The sequence below is a fragment of the Streptomyces sp. NPDC019531 genome (assembly GCF_044903305.1).
Lineage (GTDB): Bacteria > Actinomycetota > Actinomycetes > Streptomycetales > Streptomycetaceae > Streptomyces.
The window spans coordinates 6,323-24,633 of sequence record NZ_JBJDQL010000036.1 but is presented as its reverse complement, the minus strand read 5'-3'; the positions used below and the strand labels follow the sequence as shown (position 1 = coordinate 24,633).

Sequence of the window (18,311 nt, the reverse complement as noted above, 5' to 3'; positions counted from 1 at the left end):
GCTAGACGCCCCGACCGGGCCCGGCGTCCCCCGAGCGTGGCGACCACGGGTACTCCCGGCGAAGTACGACGGCAACGGCGGGGCCCGGGGGTTCACGGCTCGGCCGGACGCCCCTTGTCGCAGGCCACCCCAAACTCCTTGTCTCAGGCCACCCCAAGCCCGTCATCGCCGGCCACCCCACGCCCGTTATCGCAGCCCCACCCCCCGCCCCAGTCGCCGCACCGCATGCCGGAAGAAGGGCGCCCTGTCCTCCACGACCCGGTTGAACTGTCCGAAGAGCTCGAAGCCGACCAGGCCGAAGAGCTGGGCCCAGGCCGTCACCAGGGCCGCGACCACCTCGGACGGGAGGTCCGGGGCGAGGTCGGCGGCGATGCGGTCGGCCTCGGTGCGGAGGTCTTCGGGCACCGCGGTCAGCTCCTCCAGACCCCCCGGGCCCTGGTGGGCGTCGCGCACGATGCCGATCAGGAGGAGGCCGACTCGGGCCGCGGGCGGGACGGTGGCCTGGGGCGCGATGTAACCGGGCACCGGGGAGCCGTAGATCAACGCGTACTCGTGCGGATGGTCCAGCGCCCAGCAGCGCACCGCCTCGCACACCGCGACCCAGCGCTCCAGCGACCCGACCTCCACGCCGGCCTCGTGCGCCTGTTCCGCGCGCTCACCCAGCGAGTCGTACGCATCGATGATGAGCGCGGTCAGCAGGTCGTCGCGGCTCGGGAAGTATCGGTAGAGCGCCGAGGAGACCATCCCCAGCTCCCGGGCCACGGCCCGGAGCGACAGCTTGACGGCGCCCTCGGCCGCCAGCTGTCGGCGCGCCTCGTCCTTGATGGCGGCGGTGACTTCGATCCGGGCGCGGGCCCGGGCGCCTTGTGCGGTGCTCATACGAGCCAGTCTCCCACAGAAACAGAGCGGTGCACACAATCGAGAGCACTGCTCTTGCTTTGGGTCGCCGGTCCGTGCAGACTGATGCCAGACGAAAACGAGAGCAGCGCTCTCTCCATTCGATGGGGGTCACCATGTCGTCGCCTTACTACCTCAAGGGCAGCCCGCTCACCGTCCGCCTCAACAGCGTCATCGGCTGGCTGGCCCGACACGGCTTCAGCCTCGCCGGCACGGCGGAGATGTCGGTGCGCGGCCGCAAAAGCGGCCGGATGCAGCGGATCCCGGTCAACCCGCACACATATGAGGGCGGGCAGTACCTGGTCTCGGCGCGCGGCCACTCCCAGTGGGTGCGCAACATGCGCGCCGCGGGCGGCGGGGAGCTTCGGGTCGGACGCAGGGTCCGGGAGTTCACCGCGGTGGAGCTTCCCGACACGGAGAAGCTCCCGCTCCTGCGGACCTACCTGGAGAAGTGGGGCTGGGAGGTCAACCAGTACTTCCAGGGCGTCACCGCGAAGTCCTCCGACGAGGAGATCATCGCGGCCGCCCCCGACCACCCGGTGTTCCGGATCACGGTCAGGAAGTGAACCTTCAGGAAGTGCCCCCTCAGGAAGTGACCCGTCAGGACGTGGCCTCGCCGCCGGTGTCCACCCCGCGCTCAGCCGGTCGCGGGTCCAGCGCGGCCAGCGCCCGCTGGGCCATCGGCCGGCCCCGGACCAGCTCGCCCAGCGAGGTCGAGCCCTGGGTGATCTCCTTGAACGCGTTCCACGCGGGCCGGAAACCCGTGAGCGCCGCGTGGAACAGGCCCGGCCGACGCTCGAACGCGGTCAGCAGCCGCTTGCCGACGCTCATCTCGACGCCGAGGCCCGCCTTGATGGCGAACGCGTAGTTCAGCGCCTGACGCCGGGTGTCCACCGCGTCATGGGCCTCCGCGATCCGCACCGCCCACTCCCCCGCGAGCCGCCCGGAGCGCAGCGCGAAGGAGATGCCCTCGCGGGTCCACGGTTCAAGAAGTCCCGCCGCGTCACCGCAGACCAGCACCCGCCCGCGGGAGAGCGGCGAGTCATCGGCACGGCAGCGGGTCAAGTGCCCTGAGGAGACGCTGGGTTCGAACCCGGCGAGGCCGAGCCGCCCGACGAAGTCCTCCAAGTACCGCTTGGTGGCCGCGCCTTCACCTCGCGCCGAGATCACACCGACCGTCAGGGTGTCCCCCTTGGGGAAGACCCAGCCGTAACTGCCGGGCATCGGGCCCCAGTCGATGAGGACCCGCCCCTTCCAGTCCTCGGCGACGGTCTCCGGCACCGGGATCTCCGCCTCCAGACCGAGGTCGACCTGGTCGAGCTTGACGCCGACATGCGCTCCTATCCGGCTGGCGCTGCCGTCGGCCCCGACGACCGCCCGCGCGAGCAGTGTCTCGCCACCCTGGAGCAGCACGGCGACCGTACGCCGGTCGGGCACCGCCGAGCCGTGCTGCTCGACGCGCTGGACGGTGACGCCCGTGCGCAGCTCGGCGCCCGCCTTCTGGGCGTGCTCGACGAGCTGCTGGTCGAACTCGGGCCGGTTGATCAGCCCGAAGAGCATCTGCTTGGAGCGCCGGGTGCGGGTGAAACGGCCGTTGTTCGAGAAGGTGACCGCGTGCACCCGGTCCCGGAAGGGCAGCTCGAAGCCGGGCGGCAACGAGTCGCGCGAGGGGCCGATGATGCCGCCGCCGCACGTCTTGTACCGGGGCAGCTCGGCCTTCTCCAGCAACAGCACGCGCCGTCCCGCGACCGCCGCCGCGTAGGCGGCCGAGGCGCCCGCGGGTCCCGCGCCCACCACGACGACGTCCCACACCCGCTGCGCGTCGTCCCGCACGCCGTCCGCCGAAGGGTCGTCCGCCGAAGAGTTCTCGCTGCTCACGATGGTCTGCTGCTCCCGATCAAGCCATTGCCGCACCTGTCTCCCGCATCCTACGGCGGGCCCGCCCACACACCACTGTGGGAGGATCTACGGCACTCACAGGTACAACGTCGCACCCACAAGGAGCGTGCCCATGTCGTCGAATCCGGTCGCCGAGACCGTCGCCTCGCTGATGCCCAGGGCGCGGGCGGAGCTCACCGAACTGGTGGCGTTCAGGTCGGTGGCGGACTTCGACCAGTTCCCGAGGAGCGAGAGCGAGGGTGCCGCCCGCTGGGTCGCGGACGCGCTCACCGCCGAGGGCTTCCAGGACGTGGAACTCCTCGACACTCCCGACGGAACGCAGTCGGTGTACGGCTACCTGCCCGGTCCCGCGGGTGCGAAGACGGTCCTCCTCTACGCGCACTACGACGTACAGCCGCCCCTGGACGAGGCAGGCTGGACCACCCCGCCCTTCGAGCTGACCGAGCGCGACGGCCGCTGGTACGGGCGCGGGGCCGCCGACTGCAAGGGCGGCGTGCTCATGCACCTGCTCGCGCTGCGCGCCCTCAAGGCCAACGGCGGGGTCCCGGTCCACGTCAAGTTCATCGCCGAGGGCTCGGAGGAGCAGGGCACGGGCGGCCTGGAGCGGTACGCCGAGCAGCACCCCGAGCTCCTGGAGGCGGACTCCGTCGTCATCGGCGACGCGGGCAACTTCCGCGTCGGCCTGCCGACGGTCACCGCCACCCTGCGCGGTATGACGATGATGCGCGTGCGGATCGACACCCTGCGGGGCAACCTCCACTCCGGCCAGTTCGGCGGGGCGGCCCCGGACGCGCTGGCCGCGCTGATCCGCGTACTGGACTCGCTGCGCGCCAAGGACGGCTCGACGACGATCGACGGGCTCGTTCCGGACGCGTCCTGGGACGGCCTGCAGTACGACGAGGAGCAGTTCCGCGAGGACGCCAAGGTGCTGGACGGCGTCGAACTGATCGGCGACGGCACGGTCGCCGACCGCATCTGGGCCCGCCCGGCCGTCACGGTCCTCGGCATCGACTGCCCGCCGGTCGTCGGCGCCACCCCGTCCGTGCAGGCGAGCGCCCGTGCTCTGGTCAGCCTGCGGGTGCCGCCGGGCATCGACACGGACGAGGCGACCAAGCTGCTCCAGGCCCACCTGGAGGCGCACACTCCGTGGGGTGCGCGGCTGAGCACCGAGCGGATCGGCCACGGCCAGCCGTTCAGCGCGGACACCAGCAGCCCGGCGTACGCGGCGATGGCCGACGCGATGGCGGTGGCCTACCCGGGCCAGGAGATGCAGTACGCCGGCCAGGGCGGCTCCATCCCTCTCTGCAACACCCTCGCGGCCCTCTACCCGCACGCCGAGATCCTCCTCATCGGCCTGAGCGAGCCGGAGGCCCAGATCCACGCCGTGAACGAGAGCGTGTCCCCTCAGGAGCTGGAGCGCCTGTCGGTGGCGGAGGCCCTCTTCCTGCGCAACTACGCGTCAAGCTGATCCGACGGCTCTGCCGCCGGCAGAAGGCCCTCGCCCTCGGACGGGGGCCTTTCTACGGTCGTCCCATGGACGTCGTCGAACTCCTCCCCCAACTCCACCTCCTGCGCTTCCCGGTCGGCCAGGCCTATCTCTGGCGGGACGGCGAAGAGTCGACCCTGATCGACACCGGTCCGGCGGGTTTCGCAGCGTCGATCAGTAACTGCGTACAAGGGCGTCTACGGCGGATCGTGCTGACCCACTTCCACGAGGACCACGTGGGCGGTGCGGGCGAGTTGGCCGCTCTCACCGGCGCCGAGGTGCTGGCGCATCACCTGGACGCCCCCGTCGTACGGGGCGAAGTCCCCGGCCATCCCCCGGTGTTCGAGGACTGGGAGCGCCCCTTGTACGCGGAAGCCCTACGACACCTGCCGCGGGGCGGGTTCGCGCGGCCGTCGAAGGTCACCGAACTGTCCGAGGGCGATCTGCTCGACGTCGGCGGCGGAGGGCGGGTCGTCCATGTCCCCGGTCATACACCTGGCAGCGTGGCGCTCCATCTCCCCTCGCACGGGGTGCTGTTCACCGGGGACTCCGTGGCCGCGTCGCCCGTGGACGGGACGGTGATGCCCGGAGTGTTCAACATCGACTGGGCCCAAGCCCTCCACTCCTTCGAGAAGTTGGCGGCCCTCGGGGCGAACATCACGTGCTGCGGCCACGGGTGGCCGATCATGGGGTCATGGTCTCCCCCGCGCGTCTCAGCACCCACGCCGACACCGCCACCGCCCTCGCCCTCCTGAGCGGCCGCGACCTCGCGGAGCTCGTGGCCTCCGGTACGCCCGCCGGCGCGGGGATCGGCGGGCAAGCGACGCTGCTGGATGTGGACGGCGTACGGGTCTTCGTGAAGCAGTTGCCGCTCACCGACGTCGAACTCCACCCTGACCACATGCGCTCCACCGCGAACCTCTTCGAGATGCCGGCCCGCTGCCACTACGGCATCGGCGCGCTCTGCAGCCCCGGATTCGGCGCCTGGCGCGAGCTGGCCGTGCACGAGATGACGACGAACTGGGTGCGGTCAGGACGCTTCCCGGGCTTCCCGCTGCTGCACCACTGGCGGGTCCTGCCCGACACACCGCAGCCGCTGCCCGAGGAACTCGCGGATGCGGAACGGACGGTGGCCTACTGGGGCGGCGGCCGCGCACGTATCGAGGCCCTGCGCACCGCGAACGCGAGCCTGGCGCTGTTCCTGGAGTACGTGCCCCGCACCGTCCACGACTGGCTGCACGAACAGCTGCGCACGGATGACGCCGACGCGGCCTGCTCCCTCGTGGAACAGGGCCTCGAATCCGTCACCGGCTTCCTCCAGAAGCAGCAACTCATCCACTTCGACGCCCACTTCCGCAACATCCTCACCGACGGACAACAGCTCTACCTGGCCGACTACGGGCTCGCCCTGTCCAGCCGCTTCCAACTCGCCCCGCCGGAGCGCGACTTCTACGACGGCCACCGTCACTACGACCGCGCCTACGCCCTCTCCTATCTGGTGCACTGGCTGGTCGTCGACCAGTACGGTCTCGCCCGGGACGAGCGCGAGGACTTCATCCGCGACTGCGCCGACGGCATGAGCCCCGAGGGGATACCCCGGGCCACGGCCGCCCTCATCTCCAGGTACGCCCGACTCGCCGTGGTGGTAGGCGACTTCAATCGTCGTCTGGAGCGGGAGAGCCCGCTCACTCCGTACCCCTACGAGGAAGTCGAAGGCATGAGTGCCGGATCGAGCACGATGTCCTCGTCGCGGGCCTCGACGCTCGGCTCCTCCGGGAAGTGACATGCCGTCAGGTGGCCGTCCGCGTTGCCCGAAAGACGCACCAGCGGCGGCTCCTCGGTCGCGCACCTGTCCTGGGCCTTCCAGCACCGGGTCCGGAAGCGGCAGCCGGACGGCGGATCAACCGGCGAGGGCACGTCCCCGGCGAGACGGATGCGCTCCCGCCGCCGGGTGCCCTCCGGGTCGGCCTCGGGGACGGCGGACAGCAGCGCGTGGGTGTAGGGGTGCCGCGGTCTCGTGTACAGCGTCTGCCGGTCGGCAACCTCGACGATCTTGCCGAGGTACATCACCGCGACCCGCTCGCAGAAGTGCCGCACGACTGCCAGGTCATGGGCGATGAAGACGAAGGCGATGCCGAACTCCCGCTGGAGGTCCTGGAGCAGGTTGACGATCTGCGCCTGGATGGACACGTCCAGCGCCGAGACCGGTTCGTCGGCCACGATGAGCTTCGGCCGCAGGGCGAGGGCACGGGCGATCCCGATCCGCTGGCGCTGGCCCCCGGAGAACTCGTTCGGGTAGCGGTTGTAGTGCTCGGGGTTGAGGCCGACCGTCTCAAGGAGTTCCTGGGCACGCTTCTTGTGGCCCTGCGGCGGATTGGTGCCGTTGAGCCGCATCGGTGTCTCGACGATCGTGCCGACGGTGTGCCGGGGGTTCAGAGAGGAATAGGGGTCCTGGAAGATCATCTGGAGGTTCCGGCGAGCGTCCTTCATCCGGTTCTCCGGGGTGTGGGTGATGTCCTCGCCGTCGAACACCACCTTTCCGGCCGTGGGTTCCAGCAGCCGGGTGACCAGCCGGCCCGTGGTCGACTTGCCGCAGCCGGACTCGCCGACAAGGCCGAGCGACTGGCCGGGACCGACCGTGAAGTCGATGCCGTCGACGGCGTGCACGGCCCCGATCTGCCGCTGGAAGACGATGCCATGACGGATCGGGAAGTGCTTGGTGAGGCCGGTGACTTCGAGCAGGTGCTCCCCGGCGGCGGGCTCGGTGGTGCTCACGGGATGCTCCTGTTCGTCCGCCGCGGTCACTGCGCGGCCCCGGCGGCCGTACGACCGCGGATCTCTTTCCTGGTCTCCGGGGTGAGGTGGCAGGCGGCGAGGTGCCGGCCTGTGCCGGGCACGGCGACCAGTTCGGGTCGCTCGACCGCACAACGTCCTTCGGGAACCCAGCCCTTGTAGGTGCAGCGAGGGTGGAAGGCGCAGCCGCCCGGTGGGTTGATCAGGCTCGGCGGAGACCCGGCGATCGGGTTCAGTCGTCGCTCGACGTCCCCGGTGATCTGCGGCATCGACTCCAACAGGCCCCAGGTGTAAGGGTGCTGTGGCTCCTTGAGCACGTCGTGCACCGTGCCGTACTCGATACGGCGGCCGCCGTACATCACGAGGATGTCGTCGGCGATGTCTGCCACCACACCGAGGTCGTGGGTGATGAGGATGACGGCGGAGCCGAACTCCTCCTGGAGATCGCGGATCAGGTCCAGGATCTGCGCCTGCACGGTGACGTCCAGGGCCGTCGTCGGCTCGTCGGCGATGAGCAGTTCGGGGTCGCAGACCAGCGCCATGGCGATCATGGCGCGCTGCCGCATGCCGCCGGAGAACTGGTGGGGGTAGTCCCGCGCCCGGCGTTCGGGCTGCGGGATGCCGACCCGCCGCAGCATCTCCACGGCCCGGTCCCGGGCCTCCTTCTTCGAGACCTTGCGGTGGACCCGGTAGCCCTCGGCGATCTGGGCGCCGACGGTGAAGTACGGGTGCAGGGCGGACAGCGGGTCCTGGAAGATCATGGAGACCGTACGGCCACGCAGTGCGCGCATGTCGTGCTCGGGGAGGGAGACCAACTCCCGGCCGTCCAGGCGGATCTCGCCGGAGACGGCGGCGCGGGTGCCCTTGTGGAGCCCGAGCAGGGCTAGGGAGGTGACCGACTTCCCCGAGCCGGACTCGCCGACGATGCCGAGGGTGCTGCCCTTCTCCAGTGTGAAGGAGACGCCGTCGACGGACTTGACGATCCCGTCCTCGGTCGGGAAGTGCACACGCAGATCCCGTACGTCGAGGAAGGGGGCGGCCGCGGGACCGGCGTCCGACGGTTGCGGTGAGGTCTGCAGGGACACGGGGTTTCCTTGCTGCGGTGAGGGGCTCAGGCGAGACGGACACGGGGGTCGACAAGGCCGTAGACCACGTCGACGACGACGTTGGCGAGCACGACGAAGGTGGCCGCGAAGAGCGTGGTGCCGAGGATGACCGGCAGGTCGGAGTTCTGCACCGAGTCGACCGCGAGCTTGCCGATGCCGTTGATGCCGAACACCGACTCGGTGATGACCGCGGAGCCGCCGATCAGCGAGCCGACGTCCATGCCGAAGATGGTGATGATCGGGGTGATCGCGGCCCGCAGACCGTGCTTGAGGACGACCCTGCCGCTGGACAGGCCCTTGGCGCGGGCGGTGCGCATGTAGTCCTCGGCGAAGACCTCCAGCATGGAGGAGCGAGTGAGCCGAGTGTACAGCGCGAGGTAGACGATGACCAGGGTGGCCCACGGCAGGATCAGGCCCTGGAACCAGGCGGACGGGTCCTGGGTGATCGGGGTGTAGCCGGAGGCGGGCAGGATCTGCCACTTGTCGACGAACAGGTAGAGCAGCAGCAGTCCGACGAAGTAGATCTGCACGGACACCCCGAGCAGGGCGAGTCCCACCGCCGCCTTGTCGGCCGCCTTGCCCCGGCGGACCGCAGCGACCGTGCCGAGGCCGACGCCCAGGACCAGGAAGAACACCGCTGCGCCGAGGCCCAGCGACAGATCCGCGGGGAAGTCGTCCAGCAGGGTGCTGAGGACGGGGGTGTCGGTCTGGAAGGAGATGCCGAGGCAGGGCGCGCCGCAGTGCACGCGCACGCTCTGGTCGCCGAAGTCACGGCCGACGAAGAGGCCCTTGAAGAACTCCCAGAACTGGGTGAGGAAGCTCTGGTCGAGCCCGAGCGAATGCTTGATCTCGACCAGCCGGGACGGCGAGCAGGTCTTGCCGCAGGCCAGGAGTGCGGGGTCGGACGGCAGTGCGAAGAAGATCACGAAGGTGATGACGGTGATCACCAGCAGGATCGCGGCCGCTGCCAGCAGGCGCCGGATGAGGTAACGAAGCATGTCGTGCTGGACCCTGACGTGAGGTGGGTGCCCGCCGGCCGGGGACCGCCGGCGGGCCTAGGAGGGGTGCGTCAGCTCTTGACGTAGGCGTGGACCAGGCTGGGCTCGGCGAGGATGGGGTCCGGGATGATCCCGCCGACCTTGGAACCGCCCAGCTCGCTGAAGTTCATGTACATCAGCGGGACCACCGCGGCGTCCTTCATGATCTGCTCGTCCAGGGCGCCGTAGGCGGTGTCGGCCTGCTTGATGTCGGTCAGCTTGGCGATCTTGTCGATCTGCGCGTTGACCGTCGGGTCGTTCAGGTAGGACAGGTCCTGGTTGGACTGCGGCAGCTTCGCGATCTGCCGTCCGTCGAACAGCACGGGCAGCACGGTGGAGGCGTTGGGCCAGTCCGCGATCCAGTCGCCCCAGGTCAGGTCGTACTGGTTCTTCACGTTGTCGATGGTGCTGAAGTAGTTCGCCGCATCGATCGGGGTGATGTTCACGGTGATGCCGATGGTGCCGAGCGAGGTCTTCACCGCGTCGGCGAAGTGCTCCTCGGTCGTGGTGTTCTCCACCGCCAGGGACATGGTGAGCTTGGGGTTCCCGGCCTGCTTCATCAGCGCCTTGGCCTTGGTGAGGTCCCCTGCCGGGTTGGTGCTGTAGAGGTTGGACTTCTGGTAGCCGCCGATGCCGGGGCTGAGCATCGTGCTCGCGTAGTCGCCGTAGGCCGAACCGCCGAACGCGCCGCGGACGGTGGTCTTGTCGATCGCGTACTCGATGGCCTGACGGACCTTCAGGTCCTTGACGCGGGTGGTGTTGACGGCGAGGTAGTTGATGCCCGGGGCCGGGATCTTGTAGTAGCGGGACTTCAGCGACGGGTCGCTGGAGATCGTCGTCAGGTCGGAGCCCGCGAGCGGCCACTGCATGATCGAGGTCTGCGCGGTGCCGGCGTCGGACTTGATCTGCTGGTCGATCGCCGACTGGTCCTGGCCGAGCTTCACGTCGATCTCGTTGACGTTCTGCTGCCTGATCGGGTCGGTCGACTGCTTCCAGTTCGTGTTCCTGACGAGGACGAGTTCCTTGTTCTTGGTGTACGACTTGATCATGTACGGCCCGTCGGACCAGACATGCGTGTCGTACGTGGAACCGGTGTCGTGGGCCTTGGGCACCGCCGACCAGCCGGGCATGGCGGTTGTCTGGTTGAAGTCCGCGACGGGCGCGTTCAGATGGAAGACGACCGTCGACGCGTCGGGCGTCTCGATGGAGGCGAGCTGCTTGCCCGAGTAGGGCCCCTTGTAGGAGGAACCGCCGACCAGCCACTGACTGGCGTACGGCGGGCCGCCGTTGATGTCGGGTGAGAAGGTCCGCTCGACGCCGTACTTGACGTCCTGCGCGGTGACCGTGGTTCCGTCCTGCCACTTGACGCCCGAACGCAGATGGAAGGTCCACACGGTGTCGCCCTTGCTTGGCGTGCCCGTGTCGGTGGCCAGGTCGCCGACGAGCTTGGGCTGGGAACCGGTCTCGTCCCAGCCGGTCAGGGTGCGCACGAGTTCCTGGTCCATGCTCGAACCCTCGGTCGTGTAGACGCGCTGGGGGTCGAGATGGTCGAAGTCGGCGTGGTCCAGGACGGTCAGCGTGCCGCCCTTGGCCGGGGAGCCGCTCCCGGTAGTACTGGAGGAGCCCCCGCATGCGGTGGCCCCCAGGGCGATCGCCACGGCGGTGGCCGCGAGCGCGATCGAGCGCCTTCTGCGCGTCATGAGGTAACACTCCGTTCTTCTACGGCTCGGCGACGGTGGCCCAGGTGGGGTCGCTCGCACCGGTGTTGAGGGGGACCGCGTCAGCCGCGGGCCGCGCGGGGATCCAGGGCGTCCCGGACGCCGTCGCCGAGGAGGTTCAGCGCCAGGACGAGAACCAGCAGCAGGACTCCGGGGACGAACAGGTACATGGGGTCCTGGAGGAAGAACTGGGAGGCGTCCGACAGCAGCGCCCCCCAGTCCGGGTTGGGCGGGATGACGCCCACGCCGAGGTACGACAGAGCCGCCTCGGTGGTGATGTTCTGTGGGACGGCCAGCGCGAAGGAGATCAGGACCGGCGCCCACAGGTTCGGCAGCAGTTGGCGGAAGAGGATGTGCCATCGCCCGGCGCTCATGATCCGTGCCGCGTCGACGAATTCCCGCTCGCGCAGCGACAGGACCTGCCCGCGCACCAGCCGGGCGGTGTAGGCCCAGGCGAACACCGCGATGTTGAGGACGAGGACCAGCAGCCGGAGGTTCTCGTCGGTGCCGCCGTGGCTGTTGGTCTGGAGCGCGTTCTGGATGACCGGGGTCAGCGCGATGATGAACAGCAGCTGCGGGAAGGCCAGCATCACGTCCATGATCCGCGACAGCACGTTGTCGACCCAGCCGCCGGAGTACCCCGCCGCGAGTCCGGCCACGACACCGACGACGGTGGACAGCACGGCCGAGGCGAAGCCGACGAGGAGCGAGGTGCGCAGGCCGTGGACGATCCGCGCGAACAGGTCGTATCCGGTGCCCGGTTCGACCCCCAGCAGATGAGTGAGGCTGATGCCGCCCAGCGCGCCGCGCGGGAAGTTGCCGGTGTCCGGGTCGATCGCCTTGCCGTCGGGGGTGATCGGCCCCCATCCGGTGATCGCGGTCAGCACCGGGGCCAGCAGCGCGATCAGGATGAACAGCACGGTGATCACGAACGCGGCCAGGGTGACCTTGTCCCGCTTGATGCGCCGCCAGGCCATACGGGCGGGCGAACGCCCGGTGATGACCGTGCCGTCGCCGCGCGGGTCCGGCGACGGTTCACCGACCGCCTGCGTGGTGCCGGTGGCGGCGCGCATCGGCTGCTGTTGCGTCGTCATCGTGCGGACGTCCCGGGTATGTGCTGGGGCTGGCGCTGAGTTTTCGCCGTCGCCGGCGGACAGGGTCTCGACATGAGGCTGTTCCCTGGGGGCATGACGTCGGTCGCCGGCCGTTGTCGGCGCCGTGAGGCTGAGCGGACTGTCGCAACCCGCCGAGAGGCCGGTCAAGACAGAAAATGACCGGAAAGGGGATTGTTTGCGCTCGTTGCCAAGAGTTGACGAGGGCGGGACATTTCGTTAGCTCTGACATGGAGATATCGCGACGATTCCCTTGGCGGGTTCTCGTCCTCCGCTTGCCTGCCCCGAACATCGCCTCGAACATGACGAGGCCCCGCCGGCACCGCTTCGGGCCGGCGGGGCCTCGTCCAGACGGTCAGCCGATCGGAATCCCGGCTTCCAGGTACAGCGCCGCTCCGCGCTCCCGGGCCCGTAGCGCCCACTTCAGCCGCTCGTAGCGCACCGGCGGCAGCAGCTCCGCGGCCTCCGCCTCGCTGGCGAAGCACCAGCCGCGCAGCTCGGGTCCGGGCAGCAGTACCCGTCGTGCCACCGTGGAATCGAGCCGGCCGCCGTCGAAGAGCAGGCGCAGTCCGCCGTATCCAGGAGGCACGGGCGGCTCCCAGTCGACGACGAGGAGCCGGGGTACGCCGTCGAGGTGAATGCCGGTCTCCTCGGCGACCTCGCGCACGCCGGCCTGCGCGGGCGCCTCGCCCGGTTCGACGACACCGCCGGGGAACTCCCAGCCGGCCTTGTAGGTGGGGTCGACGAGCAGTACGCGGTCCCGCTCGTCGAACAGGAGGACCCCCGCGGCCACGGTCTCGGCGGTGGGCTCGGGGGTCTGCACGATGTCGCACACGGGTACGGTCCCGGTGCCGAGGTCTTCGGCGATACGGGCAGCCGTCTCGAACGGGGTGAGCGCACTGGTGTCGATCAGATGGGCGTCGGCGACGAGCCAGGAGGCGAGGGCGGCCCGGTAGGGCTCGATGCGGTCGTACGCCCAGTGCCCCGACCCCTGTCCCGACTGGCCGAGCGGCAGGGTCGGCGGGGTCTCCCGCCCGGCTATTCGCTCACGCAGGATCGTTTCCGCCGGAGCGAGGAGCAGGTGCCGGACACTGATCCTGCGGGCGGCGAGGCCGCCGAAGATCTCGTCGCGGTACTCCTGGCGCAGCAGGGTCATGGGGACCACGAGGGTCCCGCCGAGCTCGGCGAGCATCGCGGCCGCCGTGTCGATCACCAAACGTCGCCAGATCGGCAGGTCCTGGAAGTCGCCGACCTCGGCGAGGTGCTTGGGCGGCAGCAGACGTACGACCGCCGCGCCGATGTCCTCGGGGTCGAAGAGCGTGCTGTTCGGGATCAGTTCGATCAGTTCCCGTGCGGTGGTGGTCTTCCCCGCACCGAACGCGCCGTTGATCCAGACGATCACGGACTCCCCCTCTTCTGTTTGGCCCCCTGAGGCTTGCCCGTTCCACCCTGCCACGGAAACCAGCCGCAGCTGAGGGCACACGAAGGTGGCGCCGGAACCCCCACGTCCAAGGGGCACCGGCGCCGCGGTCCGTGCGGCGGACCTCGTCAGCCGTTCTGCCCCAGGGCGCTCTCGTCGAGGCCGTCCAGGCTGTCGCTGGAGACCGTGTGGCCGAGGGTGCTCAGGGTGTCGTCGACAGTGATGTGGTTGAGGTCCTTGTTCAGGTCCAGGGAGTGCGAGGGCGTGACCGCCGCGACGACGAATCCGGTGGCGAGGGAGGCGATGGCGAGCATGCTGCGCTTCTTCATGGCCTGATCAACGTCGCCGCACGCGATGGGTCACGGTGTCACCATCCGTGCAGCTCTCTTCCAACGAAGTCGAACAGGTTCTACCGTAATCACTCACAGGATGACGCGTACATGCAGTCATCCCACCTTCCGCCGGTTCGGAGGAACGTAACGATGCGTCACCTTCCCACGCGCACGACCCGCCGAAGGATGGTCACAGCGCTCACCGTGCTGTTGTTCGCGGTGCCCGGAGCGGCTCCCACCGCCGTCGCGGACGAGGCGAGACCCTCGTCCCCCGCCCTGGCCGACGGCCTCGCCCTCACCCCGCCCATGGGCTTCAACAACTGGAACTCCACCCACTGCCGGGCCGAGTTCGACGAGTCCATGGTCAAGGGGATCGCGGACCTCTTCGTCGACAAGGGTCTCAAGGCGGCCGGATACCAGTACGTCAACCTCGACGACTGCTGGGCCCTGCCGAGCCGCGACGCCGACGGCAAGCTCGTCCCGGACCCGGCCCGCTTTCCGAACGGGATCAAGGCCGTCGCCGACTACGTGCATTCCAAGGGCCTCAAGCTCGGCATCTACACCAGCGCCGGCACCAAGACCTGCAACCCCGCCGGTTTCCCGGGCGCGCTGGGCCACGAGTACAGCGACGCGCAGCAGTTCGCCGACTGGGGCGTCGACTACCTCAAGTACGACAACTGCAACAACCAGGGCGTGGACGCCAAGTTGCGCTACACGACCATGCGCGACGCCCTGAAGGCGACCGGCCGGCCCATCGTCTACAGCATCTGCGAATGGGGCGAGAACAAGCCCTGGGAATGGGCGGCGGACGTCGGACACCTGTGGCGCACCACCGGCGACATCAGCGACACCTGGGGCTCGATGCTGTCGATCCTCAAGCAGAACCTGCCGCTGGCGCCCCACGCAGGCCCCGGACACTGGAACGACCCCGACATGCTGGAGGTCGGCAACGGCGGCATGACGGACACCGAGTACCGCTCGCACTTCTCGATGTGGTCGGTGATGGCCGCACCCCTGCTCATCGGCAGTGACCTGCGCACGGCCTCCGACGAGACCTTCGAGATCATCGGCAACAAGGAGGTCATCGCGGTCGACCAGGACCCGCTGGGCACACAGGGCACGGTGCTCTCGTCCGAGGGCGGACGCTGGGTCGTCGCCAAGGAGATGAAGGACGGCAGCCGCGCGGTGGCGCTGTTCAACGAGACCAGCAGCCCGCAGGGGATCACCACGACCGCCGGGGCGGTCGGCCTGCCCGACGCCGACGCGTACACCCTGCGCGACCTGTGGAAGCACGAGAGCTACAACACCGCGGGCACGATCTCGGCGACCGTCCCGGCGCACGGCACGGTTCTCGTACGGGTCTCCACGGACCGCAGGTGGCACCAGCACCCGCCCGCCGTCGAACTCGGCCTGGTCGGAAGCCGGTTGGCCGAGACCGGCACGCCGGCCAAGCTGACCACCACCGTCACCGACCTCGGGCGCACACCGGCCAAGCATGTCTCCGTACGGCTGTCCGGCCCCGAGGGCTGGGCCGTGAAGGCGACTTCGCCAACGTCCACCGCGACCCTGTCCACCGGCCGCTCGCTGCACACCAAGTGGTCGGTCACCGCTCCACAAGGGACGCCGCCGGGGTCGTACGACCTGACGCTCAAGGCGAGTTACCGCTCACCGGCCGGTGCCCGTGTCGAGAACACGCTGCCGTTCACCGTGAGCGTGGTGGTGCCGCCACCCTCGGGCACCTCCGGTCTCGGTGACCTTCCGTGGCTGTCGGCCGCCAACGGCTACGGCCCCGTCGAGCGCAACACCAGCAACGGCGAGGACGCCGCGGGGGACGGTCATCCGATCACTGTCGGCGGGGTCGTGTACGCCAAGGGGCTCGGTGTGCACGCGGAGAGCGCCGTCGAGTACTACACGGGCGCGGCGTGCGAGACGGTCACCGCGGATGTCGGCGTCGACGACGAGAAGGGCGCGAACGGCACCGTGGCCTTCGAGATCTGGGCGGACGGCGCCAAGGTGGCGTCCACGGGCGTCCTCACCAACGCCATGCCGGCCCAGCCGCTCACCGCCGACGTCACCGGCGCCCAGGTCGTCCGGCTCGTCGTCACCGACGGCGGGGACGGCATCGACTCGGACCACGCGGACTGGGCGGACGCGCGGTTGAGCTGCTGAGAGCGGCCGTACGGACTTGGCGACCGGGGCCGCGGGAGGACCCGGTCGCCAAGTGAACGTTTCTCCCGACCCGTCGGCCTGGCACTCTGGCCGTCAGACCGCCGCGGCCGTGTCCCCCTGCCGTGCGAGCGCCGCCGCGGCCGCTCCGACCAGCCCCGCGTCGGTGCCCATCTGCGCGGGCACGATCGTCAGGCGCTGGACGAAGGAGAGGGTCGCGTAGTCGCCGAGCGCCTTGCGCAGCGGTTCGAAGAGGACGTCGCCCGCCTTGCCCACCCCACCTCCGATGACGGCGATGTCGATCTCGACCAGGGTCGCGGTGGCGGCGATACCGGCGGCCAGCGCCTGCGCCGCCCGCTCGAAGGAGGCCACGGCGACCGGGTCGCCGCCCCGGGCCGCGTGGGCCACCGCGGCGGCGGAGGTGTCACCGTCCGGTCCGGGCCGCCAGCCGTTCTCCAGCGCGCGCCGGGCGATGTTGGGGCCACTGGCTATGCGCTCCACACAGCCACGCGCACCGCACGGACAGGGGTCGCCGTCGAGGTCGACGCTGATGTGTCCGATGTGACCGGCGTTGCCGGTGGGCCCGGCGTGCAGCTGACCGTTGAGCACCAGGCCGCCTCCGACACCGGTCGACACGACCATGCACAGCGCGTTGTCGTGCCCGCGTGCGGCACCCTGCCAGTGTTCCGCGGCCGTGATGGCCACACCGTCGCCGATCAGCTCGACGGGGAGCCCGCCGGCCGCCTCCCGGACCCGCCGGACCAGCGGATAGTCGCGCCATCCGGGTACGTTCACCGGGCTCACGGTGCCTGTGGAGGCGTCCACCGGGCCCGCGCTGCCGATACCGAGGGCGGTGGTACGCCCCCACAGCGGCGAGTCGGTGAGCTCGCCGAGGGTCTCCTCGACGGCGCGCATCACACTCTCGCCGTCCTCCTGCGCGGGCGTGGCGCGCTGCGCGCGGAGCAGGATCCGGCCGTGGCCGTCCACCAGCGCCCCGGCGATCTTGGTGCCGCCGATGTCGAGCGCAGCCACGAGGTCGGTGTGCATCAGTGTCAGTTCTCCCGGTCAACCTTGAGAAATGGACAGGCCGGTCTCGCGGTGGGGGCGCAGGCCGACGGATTGCGGTGGACAGTGTCTCCCTCATCTGACAACGTTGTCCAGGCTCTATGCTCGACGCCACATCCTCATACAAATCATGGACCGTCGCATCCCCGTCGACGACAGGACAGGACGCCGTATCGTGCCCGACACCCACAGCCGAGCAGACCGTCTCTCCGCGACCCGATACGGCAATCGCCCGACCATGAAGGACGTGGCCGCACGGGCCGGTGTAGGACTCAAGACGGTCTCGCGGGTGGTCAACGGCGAAGCGGGGGTCACGCCCGAGACGGAGCACCGGGTCCGGGAGGCCATCGACGCGCTCGGCTTCCGCCGAAACGACAGCGCGCGCGTGCTGCGCAAGGGCCGTACGGCCAGCATCGGCCTGGTCCTGGAGGACCTCGCCGACCCGTTCTACGGCCCGCTCAGCCGCGCGGTGGAGGAGATCGCCCGGGCCAACGGCGCCCTGCTCATCAACGGTTCCAGCGCGGAGGACCCGGAGCGGGAGCAGGAACTGGTGCTGGCGCTGTGCGCCCGGCGCGTGGACGGGCTGGTGGTCATCCCGGCCGGTGACGACCACCGTTATCTGGAGCCCGAGCTGAAGGCGGGCGTCGCCACGGTGTTCGTGGACCGTCCGGCGGGCCGGATCGACGCGGACGTCGTCCTGTCCGACAACTTCGGCGGCGCCCGCGACGGGGTGGCCCACCTGATCGCCCACGGACACCGGCGGATCGGCTTCATCGGCGACATGCCCCGTATCCACACGGCCGCCGAGCGGCTGCGCGGGTACCGGGCCGCCATGGAGGACGCCGGCATAGAGGTGGCGGACGCCTGGACCTCGCTGGGCGTCACCGACCCGGAGCGGGTGCGGCGGGCGGCCGAGGAGATGCTCTCCGGCCCCTCCCCCGTCACCGCGATCTTCGCGGGCAACAACAGGGTGACGGTCACCGTGATCCGTGTCCTCGCCGAACACTCCCGCCGGGTCGCCTTCGTGGGCTTCGACGACATCGAACTCGCGGACCTGCTGCAACCGGGCGTCACCGTCGTCGCCCAGGACGCGGCGACCCTCGGCCGCACGGCCGCGGAACGGCTCTTCCGTCAGCTGGACGGCACGCTGCTGACACCGGAGCGGATCGAACTGCCGACGCGGTTGATCACCCGCGGCTCGGGCGAGCTGCCGCCGGCGGAGTGAACAGATGGCGACGACCGAGACCCATACCGCACCGGAGGCACGGGGGCCTGGCGGG

16 protein-coding genes are annotated in these 18,311 nt (G+C 69.9%); 6 read left to right on the top strand and 10 right to left on the bottom strand.

Annotation, left to right across the window (positions count from 1 at the left end; genetic code table 11):
• Positions 1-186 precede the first annotated feature (186 nt).
• The gene (locus ACI2L1_RS32675; protein WP_404743022.1) at positions 187-879 is read right to left on the bottom strand and encodes a TetR/AcrR family transcriptional regulator; all 693 of its coding nucleotides are present in this window, start codon (positions 877-879) and stop codon (positions 187-189) included.
• Between the two features lie 134 nt (positions 880-1,013).
• Here ACI2L1_RS32675 and ACI2L1_RS32670 point away from each other — a divergent pair, with 134 nt between their 5' ends.
• Complete coding sequence (locus tag ACI2L1_RS32670) at positions 1,014-1,463, top strand: nitroreductase family deazaflavin-dependent oxidoreductase (RefSeq protein ID WP_404743021.1); 450 nt, start codon at positions 1,014-1,016, stop codon at positions 1,461-1,463.
• A 34-nt stretch (positions 1,464-1,497) separates the two neighbouring features.
• Here the strand turns inward: ACI2L1_RS32670 and ACI2L1_RS32665 are convergent, their stop codons facing one another.
• Positions 1,498-2,775 (bottom strand): geranylgeranyl reductase family protein, encoded by a 1,278-nt coding sequence (locus ACI2L1_RS32665; RefSeq protein ID WP_404743020.1) that lies wholly within the window; start codon positions 2,773-2,775, stop codon positions 1,498-1,500.
• A gap of 133 nt (positions 2,776-2,908) precedes the next feature.
• Between ACI2L1_RS32665 and ACI2L1_RS32660 the strand changes: the two genes are divergently transcribed.
• From ACI2L1_RS32660 to ACI2L1_RS32650, 3 genes are all read left to right on the top strand, one after another.
• Positions 2,909-4,264, top strand: coding sequence for a dipeptidase (locus ACI2L1_RS32660; protein WP_404743019.1), 1,356 nt, complete (start codon positions 2,909-2,911; stop codon positions 4,262-4,264).
• A gap of 65 nt (positions 4,265-4,329) precedes the next feature.
• Positions 4,330-5,037 (top strand): MBL fold metallo-hydrolase, encoded by a 708-nt coding sequence (locus tag ACI2L1_RS32655; protein ID WP_404743018.1) that lies wholly within the window; start codon positions 4,330-4,332, stop codon positions 5,035-5,037.
• Entirely contained in the window at positions 4,977-6,065 is a 1,089-nt protein-coding gene (locus tag ACI2L1_RS32650) for a protein kinase family protein (RefSeq protein WP_404743017.1), read from the top strand. The genes ACI2L1_RS32655 and ACI2L1_RS32650 overlap by 61 nt, the downstream gene beginning before the upstream one ends.
• Here ACI2L1_RS32650 and ACI2L1_RS32645 read toward each other — a convergent pair.
• The 7 genes from ACI2L1_RS32645 to ACI2L1_RS32615 form a co-directional block, all read right to left on the bottom strand.
• Positions 5,981-7,087 carry an ABC transporter ATP-binding protein gene (locus tag ACI2L1_RS32645; protein WP_404743016.1) on the bottom strand — a complete coding sequence of 369 codons (1,107 nt, stop codon included), beginning with the start codon at positions 7,085-7,087 and terminating at the stop codon, positions 5,981-5,983. The genes ACI2L1_RS32650 and ACI2L1_RS32645 overlap by 85 nt on opposite strands.
• Positions 7,084-8,160, bottom strand: a complete 1,077-nt coding sequence (locus ACI2L1_RS32640) for an ABC transporter ATP-binding protein (protein ID WP_404743015.1) — start codon at positions 8,158-8,160, stop codon at positions 7,084-7,086. Before ACI2L1_RS32640 ends, ACI2L1_RS32645 begins: the two co-directional genes overlap by 4 nt.
• A gap of 26 nt (positions 8,161-8,186) precedes the next feature.
• Positions 8,187-9,179, bottom strand: coding sequence for an ABC transporter permease (locus tag ACI2L1_RS32635; RefSeq protein WP_404743014.1), 993 nt, complete (start codon positions 9,177-9,179; stop codon positions 8,187-8,189).
• Between the two features lie 71 nt (positions 9,180-9,250).
• Entirely contained in the window at positions 9,251-10,918 is a 1,668-nt protein-coding gene (locus ACI2L1_RS32630) for an ABC transporter substrate-binding protein (RefSeq protein ID WP_404743013.1), read from the bottom strand.
• Between the two features lie 80 nt (positions 10,919-10,998).
• Positions 10,999-12,030: an ABC transporter permease gene (locus ACI2L1_RS32625; protein ID WP_404743012.1), complete on the bottom strand. Its 1,032-nt coding sequence runs from the start codon at positions 12,028-12,030 to the stop codon at positions 10,999-11,001.
• Between the two features lie 373 nt (positions 12,031-12,403).
• A complete protein-coding gene (locus ACI2L1_RS32620; protein ID WP_404743011.1) occupies positions 12,404-13,450 on the bottom strand; it encodes an NUDIX domain-containing protein in 1,047 nt (348 codons plus the stop codon).
• 146 nt (positions 13,451-13,596) lie between these two features.
• A complete protein-coding gene (locus ACI2L1_RS32615; RefSeq protein WP_404743010.1) occupies positions 13,597-13,797 on the bottom strand; it encodes a hypothetical protein in 201 nt (66 codons plus the stop codon).
• Positions 13,798-13,950: 153 nt separating this feature from the next.
• Between ACI2L1_RS32615 and ACI2L1_RS32610 the strand changes: the two genes are divergently transcribed.
• Positions 13,951-15,969: an NPCBM/NEW2 domain-containing protein gene (locus ACI2L1_RS32610; protein WP_404743009.1), complete on the top strand. Its 2,019-nt coding sequence runs from the start codon at positions 13,951-13,953 to the stop codon at positions 15,967-15,969.
• 93 nt (positions 15,970-16,062) lie between these two features.
• Here the strand turns inward: ACI2L1_RS32610 and ACI2L1_RS32605 are convergent, their stop codons facing one another.
• Complete coding sequence (locus ACI2L1_RS32605; RefSeq protein WP_404743008.1) at positions 16,063-17,013, bottom strand: ROK family protein; 951 nt, start codon at positions 17,011-17,013, stop codon at positions 16,063-16,065.
• Positions 17,014-17,206: 193 nt separating this feature from the next.
• Between ACI2L1_RS32605 and ACI2L1_RS32600 the strand changes: the two genes are divergently transcribed.
• Positions 17,207-18,256 (top strand): LacI family DNA-binding transcriptional regulator, encoded by a 1,050-nt coding sequence (locus tag ACI2L1_RS32600; protein WP_404743081.1) that lies wholly within the window; start codon positions 17,207-17,209, stop codon positions 18,254-18,256.
• Positions 18,257-18,311 lie beyond the last annotated feature (55 nt).